The 9,901-nt window shown below is 46.3% G+C and carries 8 protein-coding genes and 1 pseudogene; 8 read left to right on the top strand and 1 reads right to left on the bottom strand.

Going from position 1 to position 9,901, the window contains the following annotated elements:
- From VK541_RS14475 to VK541_RS14455, 5 genes are all read left to right on the top strand, one after another.
- Nucleotides 1–1,040: VCBS repeat-containing protein (locus VK541_RS14475; protein ID WP_324371030.1), on the top strand; the 1,040-nt coding region annotated here is incomplete at its 5' end.
- A 303-nt stretch (nucleotides 1,041–1,343) separates the two neighbouring features.
- Nucleotides 1,344–1,667 (top strand): metalloregulator ArsR/SmtB family transcription factor, encoded by a 324-nt coding sequence (locus VK541_RS14470; RefSeq protein ID WP_324371029.1) that lies wholly within the window; start codon nucleotides 1,344–1,346, stop codon nucleotides 1,665–1,667.
- An 11-nt stretch (nucleotides 1,668–1,678) separates the two neighbouring features.
- The gene (locus VK541_RS14465) at nucleotides 1,679–2,173 is read left to right on the top strand and encodes an SRPBCC domain-containing protein (RefSeq protein ID WP_324371028.1); all 495 of its coding nucleotides are present in this window, start codon (nucleotides 1,679–1,681) and stop codon (nucleotides 2,171–2,173) included.
- 81 nt (nucleotides 2,174–2,254) lie between these two features.
- Nucleotides 2,255–2,596, top strand: coding sequence for a YciI family protein (locus tag VK541_RS14460; protein ID WP_324371027.1), 342 nt, complete (start codon nucleotides 2,255–2,257; stop codon nucleotides 2,594–2,596).
- A gap of 12 nt (nucleotides 2,597–2,608) precedes the next feature.
- Nucleotides 2,609–3,856 carry an RNA polymerase sigma factor gene (locus VK541_RS14455; protein WP_324371026.1) on the top strand — a complete coding sequence of 416 codons (1,248 nt, stop codon included), beginning with the start codon at nucleotides 2,609–2,611 and terminating at the stop codon, nucleotides 3,854–3,856.
- Here the strand turns inward: VK541_RS14455 and VK541_RS14450 are convergent, their stop codons facing one another.
- Nucleotides 3,857–6,421: a glycoside hydrolase family 38 C-terminal domain-containing protein gene (locus tag VK541_RS14450; RefSeq protein ID WP_324371025.1), complete on the bottom strand. Its 2,565-nt coding sequence runs from the start codon at nucleotides 6,419–6,421 to the stop codon at nucleotides 3,857–3,859.
- A 231-nt stretch (nucleotides 6,422–6,652) separates the two neighbouring features.
- Between VK541_RS14450 and VK541_RS14445 the strand changes: the two genes are divergently transcribed.
- The 3 genes and pseudogenes from VK541_RS14445 to VK541_RS14435 form a co-directional block, all read left to right on the top strand.
- Entirely contained in the window at nucleotides 6,653–7,153 is a 501-nt protein-coding gene (locus VK541_RS14445) for a T9SS type A sorting domain-containing protein (RefSeq protein WP_324371024.1), read from the top strand.
- Nucleotides 7,154–7,157: 4 nt separating this feature from the next.
- Nucleotides 7,158–8,309, top strand: a complete 1,152-nt coding sequence (gene porV, locus VK541_RS14440; protein WP_324371023.1) for a type IX secretion system outer membrane channel protein PorV — start codon at nucleotides 7,158–7,160, stop codon at nucleotides 8,307–8,309.
- 47 nt (nucleotides 8,310–8,356) lie between these two features.
- Nucleotides 8,357–9,901, top strand: a pseudogene (locus tag VK541_RS14435) (hypothetical protein); the annotation flags it as partial.

The following is a 9,901-nucleotide window of genomic DNA, read 5'->3' as shown; positions in this document are numbered from 1 at the left end:
GCAAAAGCTGTGTTACTGCAGCAGACTTTAACGGCGACGGACATCCGGATCTTTTTGTTGGCAGCCGGGTTATTCCTGGCAGGTATCCGGAGACACCACAAAGCTACCTGCTGATCAATGATGGCAAGGGCAATTTCACAGACCAGGTCAGCACCATCGCACCCGAATTCCAAAAGGCCGGAATGATCACCGATGCCCAATGGACAGATCTAAACAATGATAAAAAACAAGACCTGATCCTCATCGGAGAATGGATGCCGGTAACAGCCCTGATCAATGAAAATGGCCGTTTGAAAGACAGGACCAAAGATTATTTTGATAAATCCTATACCGGGTGGTGGAACAAGCTATTGGTGGAAGACCTCAACGGTGACGGAAAACCTGACCTGGTGATTGGCAATACCGGCCTGAACACCCAATGCAAAGCAAGTGACAAAGAGCCCGCAGAAATGTATTACAAAGACTTTGATGACAACGGATCTGTCGACCCCATTTTATGTTTTTACATCAAAGGGAAAACCTACCCATATGTGAGCAGGGACGAAATGCTCGACCAAATGAGCATCATGCGCACACGTTATTCCGATTATAAAAGCTATGCAGATGGGACGATGAGCGACATTTTCACTGCGGATGAACTCAAAGGTGCTGTAAACCTGAAAGCCAATTACTTAAAGACTGCCTTGTTCATCAGCAATGACAAAGGCAGGTTTAAAGAGATGCCGCTTCCGGCACAGGCCCAGTATTCACCTGTATATACCATTACTGCGCTGGATTATGACAAAGACGGGCATAAAGACCTGCTGCTTTGCGGCAACATCAGCGAAGCCAGGCTCAAGTTTGGAAACAGCGATGCCAATTATGGAGTGCTGCTGAAAGGCAATGGCAAGGGAAATTATGGCTATGTACCGCAATTCAGGTCTGGTTTTGCACTTCGGGGAGATGTACGGAGTGTTCTCAATGTCAATGACCGGCTGATTTTTGGAATTAACCAGGGCAGTCTGAAGGCATATGCATCCCGACAAGCACCCCTAAAGTAAGCACCTCTTAAGTTTTATCAATATTACAGACTTACCAACCGGGCAGGTATTGCCCGGTTGGTAAGTCTGTAATAACACTTTAGTAAGGCTGTAGAAAGTCTACACCATATTCGTCTTTCGGGCGTATCACGAGCGGCACGTCTGTACCCCGTTGATGGTGTAGTCTTTCTGTAGACTTTCTGTAGTGTTTGTGTAGTGATTATAGCAAGGCAGGTTATTGGATGTCTTGAATCAGATCTTTTTTAAAGAAAATTTGCGCAATCAAATGATTGCATTTATATTTGCAACCATATAGTTGCCATTATGATCACAAGAAGAGACGTATTCCAGGCCATAGCCGACCCTACCCGCAGGGCAATCATTCAGCAGATCGCTGTAGAGCCCTTAAACCTAAACTCTGTTGCAGAAGCTTTCGACATCAGCCGGCAGGCGGTATCCAAACATATCCAGATCCTGACCGAATGCGGACTGGTGGTCATCACTCAAAAAGGGCGGGAAAGATTTTGTGAGGCCCAGCTGGGCAAACTCAATGAAGTGACAGACTGGGTAGAAAAATCCAGGAAACACTGGGCTTCGAGATTTGAAAAACTGGACAATTACCTGTCAGATATCCAAAACAAACCTTAATTACAATCAATATGGAATCCACAAAAAAAGAACTCCGCATTACGCATCTTTTTGATGCTCCTCGCGAACTGGTATTTAAAGCCTGGACAGATCCCGGGCAACTGGTGCATTGGTATGCTCCTGATGGATGCAGCATCGAATTTAAATCTATTGATGTGAAAGAGAGCGGCACCTTCCATTCCTGTATTCACGACCCCGTTCATGGCGATTGCTGGATCAAAGGCGTATATAAAGAAGTCACATTTCCCGAGAAACTGGTGTTTTCGATGGTACTGACCGATGAAGCAGGCATTTCAGTAGGATCACTTGAAGCTGGAAAACCAGAGGACTGGCCCGAGGCGATACTCACTACTGTCACCTTCGCATCTATTGGCAAGCAGACCAAACTCAGCTTACATCAGACCGTAGCCGAGGAAGACACCAAACAAACCGGGGCTTACCAAAGCTGGATCAAAATGTTTGATCGTCTGAACAGGCTTTTGATAAATATCATGATAAAGCCATAGATCAAATATTTATTTCCGACCCGCTGTCCTATTCCGTATTTTACGATCGTCATTGGTTTTTAATACTTAAACTATAACAAGATGAAAGAATTTTTATTAGTGTTCAGAAATGACCCGGACGCAGTTCAGACCCTCTCACCTGAGGAATTGCAGGCAAGAATTAAAAAATGGATGGACTGGGTTGGCGGCATTGCGGCCCAAAACAAACTGGTAGACCGGGGAAACCGGCTGGCCAATGAAGGCGCAGTGATTAAACCTGGTAACATCGTCACCGATGGCCCTTTTGTAGAAATCAAGGAGTCCATTGGCGGATACACCCACATCAGGGCTGAATCCCTCGAAGAGGCCATTGAGCTGAGCAAAGGCTGCCCTATTCTTGAGTTTAGCGGAAATGTGGAAGTCAGGCCGATAAACCCGATGTAAGCACGATTTCAAATGACGCAAACAGAAGGACTATTGCCACATTTATTCAGAACAGAGTACAGCAAAATTACAGCTGTACTCTGTAAACTGTTTGGTATCGAGCATGTTGAAATCGCTGAGGATATCGCAAGCGATACTTTTTTGCTGGCCTCGGAGACCTGGAGCATCAAAGGCCTGCCCGAAAATCCGGCAGCATGGCTGTATACCGTTGCGAAAAACAAAGCAAAGGATTATCTGAAGCGCAATACCTTGTTTACACAAAAGATCATGCACCAGATCGATACTGGTGAAATTGAAGACAAAGAGCTGGAGATCAACCTGTCTGATCAGAACATCACCGACAGCCAGCTGCAGATGATGTTTGCGATTTGCCATCCTTCCATTTCCGGAGAGGCGCAGATCTGTTTATCATTGCGCATACTTTGCGGTTTTGGAATCAATGAAATTGCCGCTGCGTTTTTGACCAGCAAGGAGACCATCAATAAAAGGCTGTTCCGCGCCAAAGAAAAACTGCGGGAAGAAATGGTCAGAATTGAATTCCCTAATGAAACTGCCATCAATGAGCGCCTGGAGACCGTTGCCACTACGCTTTATTTGCTTTTTAATGAGGGCTATTATTCCCGTGGTCAAGACACTACCTTACAGAAAGAAGTCTGCTATGAGGCCATGAGGCTTACTTATTTCCTGATTGAAAATAAGCGGACAAACCTGCCTTTCATTAACGCTTTAATGTCTCTGATGTGCTTTCACGCATCCCGTTTTGAGGCCAGAACCGATTCAAATGGGGAAACCATTTTGTACCAGGACCAGGATGAAAATTTATGGGATCAGGAACTCATCAACCGGGGCATACATTTTTTAAACCTGGCCTCACAAGGCAATAAAGTATCCAAATACTTCGTAGAGGCATGGATCGCCTATTGGCATACCAAAAAAGAAGATTCCGAAGAGAAATGGGAACATGTCCTGCAGCTTTACAATCAGCTGCTGATGACTGAATACTCACCGATTGCAGCGCTGAACCGCACCTATGCCTTGTCTAAAGCAAATGGTAAAGCCGAGGCTATTGTGGAAGCTGAGAAACTGAACCTGACAGGCAATCAGCTTTATCATTCTTTGCTGGCTGAACTTTATACGGGTATAGACGACAGCAAAGCGATCAGTCATTTACAAATGGCCCTGGACCTTGCTACCTCAAAAGCTGATAAAACCCTCATCACCAATAAGCTTCTTGTCATTTCTTTACTGGCTAAGGACTGATCATTTACTTTCCATCAGCAGTTTTACCGTGCGCAATCCAAATTCAGGAATGCTAAGCGAGAAAGTTTGCTTGCCCTGTTTTTGTTTTTTAAGATGGATCTGTTCTATTTTTACGCCATTGAGTGCTACCAGTTGCGCTTCTTTTATCCCGGGTATGTCTATGGTGACCGTCAGCGGACCATGTTTACCAGAGGCATTGAATAACCTGAATAACAAAGCATTATCCTCTGTCTGCAGCGATGACACTTCATATCCAAGTGCAGATAAATCAATCAGTGAGGCGGTCGCGGGTAATGCAGACCGGTCGTCTTTGATCTGCAGGGCTTCGTTCCATTTCAAGTTCTGGCTCCACAGGTCTGCCTTGTCCCATTTTCCTGCGTGCGGCAGCAGCGCGTACCTAATTTCTGAAGGTCCTTTGATGCTGTAATTGCGGCCCCACAGTCCCATACCCGAGTATTGCATGGTCAGGCCCAGCGTACCATCTTCCCCATGTGAATAGCTGGTTGTATGGTCAGTCAGCAGTGCCATTCCTGTTTCATCGCTATCTTGTGTCACATCCACCCAGTTGACAATGAGGTTGTTCTTGATGCTGTCCCAGGTGTTGAAATAGGTGTCTTTTAGTTTACTCTGCAGCACGTCAAACGGCGCATTCTTGTATACTTTTTGTTGCTTTAGGTTCACCGGAAACAGCGCTGAAAGTTTGTAGCGGTCATTGTAAAAGGCCTTTTTCAGTTCTTCGGCCTTCCATTTGCCTTTTTGGTTAAAGTCCTGCCCTATGCCTGGATTGCCCTGCCAGTCGATCCGGGTCTGGATATCTATCTTGGGATCGCCCTGTGCAAGTGTCAACACCTGGGAAAAGGGATGAATTCCAATAAGGCCTTCTATTTTTAGTTTGACCCGGAGCGGACCATTTTCTAAGAGGGTTATATTTGCCCGGTGATCCGCACTCGAATGCCAAGCGCTATCGGTGTAGAAATATCCTTTCATTTCATTGAAATACTTATCTGCCAGGGCTTTATCTACAAACTGCTTGTTATGTAGTTTTTTGGCAATGAGGCTGGTTATGGTGCCTCCTTTTTCTGTGTCGACCAGGATATCGTAAAGATCTGTTTGGATGCGGTAGTTGCTGTTTTCCAGACTGGCTGTTGCGCCTGTCCTTGTTTTGGCTTTACTGCTCCGCTCTTTTATACGGTAACTGGCAAAACCCATCGACGGAACCTCAGCCATAAACAACAATTGTTTTTGCCCGTTATTTCCGGTAATCTGCTGCGTGGTTACCTCCCTGTCTGTGGCATCAATGATCACCGGTTCTGTATAGCTTTCATTGTATGTGAACAGGACTGGCTCACGCCGGTTTATCGCGAGGGTATTGTAAACCTTTCTTTTGTCCTGCTGTCCATTGTTTCCGGATGATGAGTTTTCCCGCAATATCCTGTCAGCTGACTCAACAGACTTATCTGTCCAGACCTTTACCTGCTCTGCCCAGTTTAATCTGTTGACTTTGTCTACAATGTTATAAGGTACGATCCAGGAATCGTGATGCTGGGCCAGCAGCAGGTTTTGCCAGGCATCTTTAAACAGATCTCCCTTTATGGGTTTTTTAAGATATACCGATTGCAGGACGTTGAGCTTTTCGGCCATGATCAGTTTATTTTCCGCCGCACGGACATTTTGAGCCAGCTTTTGCAGGATCTGTGCCCCCCATACCAGGCTTACCTGTACGTTTTCCTGGGTAAACTTCCAGTCAGGCACCTGCTTTTTGTCAGCGACATTGGCAATATAGTTCCTCCAGGTCTGGTATTCAAAATTCTTCGGCTGTCCCAGCCAGGGACCATTTTTCCATCCTGCGTCCTGCAGGCACATGCCTATCGGGTTTTGTATGCCCTGGGATCTGGCGCCCCGGAGATAATCCTTTGAATTGTTCCAGGCAATGGTCTGCCAGGTTGAGCCGTTCAACAGGCTTTCTGTCCCGTACCGCGGTACAGTAAGTAATTTTGAGCCATCAGGCCCCGTCCAGTTGACCAGTTCCCCGCCATAAGCTGTGGTATAGCCACCCCAGCAGGTATTCGGATTTTTCAGGGATGCGTATTTGTACCCAAAGGATTTTAGAATTTGAGGCAGTGCGCTGGTAAAACAGGGCTCCTCAGACGAATAAGTAGTAAATGTCGCTTCAGGAAAGTGTTCACGGATCTTCCTGATACCCAGTTCGAGCTGCCGGATGACAGACTCCCCCTGGATGTTGAACAGGTAACTTTGACCATATGCGGGATTTACAAACTCAACTCTGCCGCCTGTTGACTGATCTTTGACCAGTTGCTGAAATCTATTGTACCCGTCCGCGTCTGTGAGCTTTACATTGTCCCAGGTTTCCGGCTCAATTTCAATGTTGATCTTCCAAAATGGATTTTTATCAAGCAGACCACTCATGAACTCAGTGTAGCGTGCAGGATAGTGGCCCCAGATGCCCCCATGATAGCCATCGATAAAATAGTTGTTTTGTGAACTGGCCCTGAATGCCTGAAAGTAAAAACAGAATATCAACAGTATAGTGATCCGCTTTTTCATGTTCAGCTGGTTAAAATATGGTTCATAACTCGGAGGAAGATAAGACTATATTGCTTCAAAACTCCATGTTAACAAATAAGTTATACAGGAAGCGTTCATGTTATAAAAAACGGTTTACTCAATGAAATCCTCATTTCACTAAGTGCAACCCATAGCTCACTTAATATCGAAATTTAAAACATCAGCTTTATCTAAATTCGGGATAGTTATCTACAATTAATAACTCTCCCTATGAAAAAAAGACTTATACCTCTATTGGGTATGCTGGGTTTCTCGGCCGGTGCTGCTGCCCAGCAAGTAGAGCTTCAACGCTCAGTACTAGCCAGTGCAGGGGGTTCAGCTCAAATCAACAATACAATTGTGCAATACACGATCGGAGAAGTGCTGGTGGATGCCATTGCCAATTCTCCCCTGCTGGTCACGCAGGGTTTCCAGCAGCCTGAAATTGCCGGAAATGAAACTGAACCTGAAATTGCCTTTGTTAACAGTTTCATCGTTTATCCCAATCCGGCTTCAGGATCTACAAACCTGGAATTTGACATGATCAAGGATGGAACAGTGACTATGCTGCTGGTCAATAATGCAGGACAAACAATAAGGAACATCTCAGCCAAGTTACTGGCCGGAAAGGTTAAGTATGCCATGCCTATCGGTGGCGTTGCTTCAGGTCTTTATTATGTGGTATTGCAGGCGGGAAGCCGGAGATATTCAGAAAAACTGGTAATTCAATAAGCTTATGAAACACAAGATTTACCTTGCTGTAAGCCTCATGGCTTGCCTGGTATGTGCCTACCAGAACAGCACCGCACAACAAGACAACAGAGCAGTTAACACAGGGGCAGGCTTTCTTTTATTAAGTCCTGATGCCCGCAATGGCGGAGTGGCAGAGGCCGGAACCGGATTACCGGTGGATGCCAATTCCATGTTTATCAATGCGGCAAAAATTCCTTTTGGAACAAAAATGAGTGTCAGCGCATCGTATACGCCCTGGATGAAGGAACTCTCCAAAGATTCTCACCTTGCTTATATTGCAGCCTACAGGCAATTAAACGGCGGACACGCAGTTGGAGTATCGGTCAAATACCTTGACCTGGGCTCAATCAACTTTAGAGATGATGCCGGAGCGCTGCTTGAGCAATATAAAGCCAATGAGCTGGCCATTGATGTAAGTTATGCCCGTAAGTTTGGGGAGAGCTTTGCCATGGCATTGACCGCCAGATATTTCCAGAGCGATATAGGCTCAGGAACTTACAATAATTTATTGCTGAAACGAACAGATGCATTTGCAGCAGATGTGGCGATTTATTCAGATAACAAGTCTGAAGACGGCAGCTACAGCCGCAGGTACAACTGGGGTGTAGCACTCACCAATCTGGGAACAAAACTAAAGTACAGCGAGCAGACTACTACTTTTCTCCCTATGAACCTGCGTGTGGGTGGTGGTTATGCTTTATATAAAACTCCTGAAAACAGATTGACACTCTTGCTGGACTTCAATAAGCTGCTGGCACCAACTCCCCCGCGTTACAAAACAGATGGGATGGGCAACCAGACGAATGAAATAGAGAAAGGCAAGGATCCCGACAGAAGCGTAACCAGTGCTTTATTTACTTCTTTCTTTGATGCCCCCGGAGGTTTCAGGGAGGAAATCTCTGAATTTACTGTAGCAGGCGGCCTTGAATTTTCATATTACAATGCTTTCTTTTTACGGACTGGCTATTTCTATGAAGACCCCAGCAAAGGCAACCGGCAGCATTTTGCGGCGGGCCTTGGGTTCAACATTAACCCGGTAAGGATAGACATGAGCTACATCTTCCCAACTTCAGAAAGATTTGTCATGAAAAATACCATGCATTTTACACTCAGCTTCACGCCTGGTGGAATGTAGTTATCAAAATATTAACCTAACTCTTATACCATAAAATCTCAAAGGTGATGAAATCAATTAAATCTTTATTAACCCTGTTTATCGCACTCCTGACCTGCCAGCTGGCTTTTGGTCAAAGTGGCTTTTCCGGTATCAACTACCAGGGGGTTGCCAGAAACACTAACGGAACTGTTTTATCCAACCAGGCCATCAAGGTCAAGATCTCCATATTGGGCGGTGCCAACAATGGCCCTGTTCAATATATGGAAGAACATTCGCTGAACACCAATGCTTTAGGTTTATTTACCTTGCAGATTGGTAAAGGCACTCCAGGCAGCGGTACGTTTGCCGCTATCCCCTGGCAAAATGTAAACCAGTATGCAAAAGTAGAAATCGCCCTTGGTGGTGGTGCCTATACAGCATTGGGCAGTACGCAACTGATGAGCGTTCCTTTTGCGCTGTACGCAGCTTCAGGTAATCCTGGTCCGCAAGGCCCTGCTGGTCCTCAGGGAACCCAGGGTATACAAGGTGTTCAGGGCCCTCCGGGGGTATTGAATGGACCGGCTGGAGGGGATTTAGGAGGAAACTATCCGAATCCGACAATAGGCGATAATAAAGTAGTGACCGCAAAAATTGCGGATGGTTCGGTAACTCTGCCAAAACTGGCTCCAGGTGTGATCCCTGCTGCTTTGCCTCCAAACGGCGCTGCAGGCGGCGACCTTTCGGGCAGCTATCCTGATCCGCTTATTGGTGACAATAAAGTGATAACCGCTAAAGTTGCGGATGGTGCAATTACCTTACCTAAACTTGCACCCGGCATCATTCCAACTACACTGCCTCCAAATGGCGCCGCAGGCGGCGACCTTTCAGGCAATTATCCTAATCCAGTGGTTGCCCAACTGCAATCCAAACCCGTGACTGCAGCGGCACCGGCACTAAACGATATCCTGAAATTTAACGGTGTGGCATGGGCGCCTTCTCCTATCGGTGGTGGCGGAGCATTTGTTTTGCCATTTGCTGCTACAGAAAATAATGCATCGACATTATTCTCGCTCACAAATGATGGTGACGGAACTTCTCTGGAAGGTATAAATAATACAACCACTTCCAGCATCGCTGCTTTAAGAGGAATAGTCTCTTCAGTCAGTCCCGGCGGTTTTTCTTCTGCTGTCAGAGGTATTAACAATGGCACAGGAGGATTGGGGATTGGTGTCTGGGGTTCTCAGTCGGGAAGTGGCTGGGGAGTTTATGGTGTAACGCCAACTGGTCTTGGGGTATATGGCAATTCTTCCGGCGCCGGTACCGGGGTATATGCAAACAGTAATACAGGTACAGGTTTAAGCGCAACAAGTAATAGTGGTATCGCTGCCAGCGTTAGTATATTCAATAATGCGAATACGAATACCGCATTAACAGTCAGTACGCTGGGAAACGGCGCCGGTGTAGCTGTGACTACTGCAGTTGGCACTGCTGTCGACGCTGGAAGCAGCGGAAGTCACGGGGTCAGAGGCTCAACAGCGGTACAAAGCGGCGCAGGAGTAATCGGCTACAATAATGGAGCAGGAGAAGCCGTTGTGGGTCTTACCACCAGTGATATTGCCGGGGCGGTTGTT

The organism is Pedobacter sp. (assembly GCF_035317785.1).
In the GTDB taxonomy this organism is placed as follows: Bacteria; Bacteroidota; Bacteroidia; order Sphingobacteriales; family Sphingobacteriaceae; genus Pedobacter.
Note: the sequence above shows the minus strand (reverse complement) of the source record. Positions and strands in the feature narration are given on the sequence as shown.